General features: G+C 74.2%; 2 protein-coding genes. Both read right to left on the bottom strand.

Annotation, left to right across the window (positions count from 1 at the left end):
- Positions 1-254 (bottom strand): hypothetical protein (locus AC2W7G_RS15975; RefSeq protein WP_485869303.1); only part of this gene is annotated, 254 nt, incomplete at its 3' end.
- The coding region (locus AC2W7G_RS15970) for an Ig-like domain-containing protein (protein ID WP_485869302.1) at positions 254-1548 on the bottom strand (1295 nt) is incomplete at its 5' end. The genes AC2W7G_RS15975 and AC2W7G_RS15970, both read right to left, overlap by 1 nt.

Below are 1548 nucleotides of genomic sequence, written 5' to 3'. Positions count from 1 at the left end.
AGCCCGACCGTCGCCGCCGCGACGGCGCCGCCCAGCGCGGCGAGCGTCGTCAGCCACGAGACGAGCCGCGACTCGAAGCAGTTGTCGCGCGCCATCTTGTACGCCGACCCGACGGTGACGACCGCGGCCGCGGTGACCGGCAGCACGAGGTAGGGCAGCTCGACGCTCGTGGCGCCGAGCTCGGCCAGTGCCGCGCCGACCACGCACAGGGCGACGACGGCCACGCGGCTGAGCACGGTGTGCGGGACGCGCATCAGAAGTCCCGGTCCAGCGAGCCGCGCTCGGTGACGACGGCGGTGTCGATCGGGTTGCCGGCCAGGTCGGTGACGCCGGACGCGGGCGTCCACTCCATCGCCGCGGCGGTGTCGACGGTGGTCATGCCGAACCCGCCGGAGCTCTCGATCCGCACGGTCACGACGGTGCGCGCGACGCCGTCCACGGTCACGGTCTCGGCCGTCAGCGTCCCGTTCACCGTGTTGGCGAACAGGATCGTGAAGTCCTCGTTCAGCTGGACCGAGCCGAGCCGGACCGTCGCGGACCGGCCGACCACCTGGAAGGTGTTGTTGCGGAAGCCCCAGTCGTCCGTGACCCGGCCCTGCACCGCGACCGCGGAGCCGTCCCAGCCGGCCAGGACGCTGCCCAGGTCGATCCGCTCGCTGAAGGTGAACGACATGGTGTCGCCGGCGTCGATGCGGCCGGGCGCGCCGCCGTTGGTCGTCTGGACGTCGTAGCCCCGGGGCGGGACGTTGTCGACCGTGCGGTCGGCGACGACGGCGGAGGTCACGGTGCCGCCCTGGGTGTCGGTGAGCACGGCGCGGAAGTCGTAGGCGCCCTCGGCGAGCCGCGTGGTGTCGAGCGCGCAGGAGTACGGGGCGGTCGTGTCGGTGCAGACGTCGGTCCAGGTGCCGGCGCCGGCCGGCGAGCGCTGGACGACGACCTTGGCGATCGTGCCGGTCGAGGTGGCGGTCGCGGTGAGCGTCACCGTGCCGCGCAGGTTCGCGCCCGGGTCGGCCAGCACGACGGTGGAGACGACGTTGCTCACGGCGCGTCCGGTGACCGCGGCGGAGGTCGCGGTGTTGCCGGCGACGTCGGTGGCCACGGCGCGGAAGGAGTAGGTGCCGTTCGGGATCGTGCGGGTGTCGCCGGTGCAGCTCCAGGGGGCGGCGGTCGCCGTGCACAACGTCGTCCAGGTCGTGCCGCTGGAGTACTGCACCGCGACCTCGGCCACGCCGGAGTGGGCGTCGGTGGCCGTGGTGGCGAAGGTGCGGGTGCCCGACAGCGGCGTGCCCGGGTTCGTCAGCGTCACGGACGGGGCCGCGTTGTCGACCAGCACGCGCTCGGTGCCGGACGTCGCGAGCACCGTGGTGCCGCTGACCAGGACCGCGCGCAGGTCGTAGGAGCCGTTGGCGACGCCCGTCGTGGCCCAGGTGCAGGTGTACGGCGCGCTCAGCGGGCCGCAGACCGTCGTCCAGGTGCCGGCGCCGGCCGGCGAGCGCTCGAGCCGCACCGTGGCGTCGGTGGCCGCGGACGTCGAGGCGGACGCGGACA

The organism is Aeromicrobium sp. PFPM2_SD2 (assembly GCF_057364525.1).
This window is presented reverse-complemented; position numbering and strand designations above follow the sequence as displayed.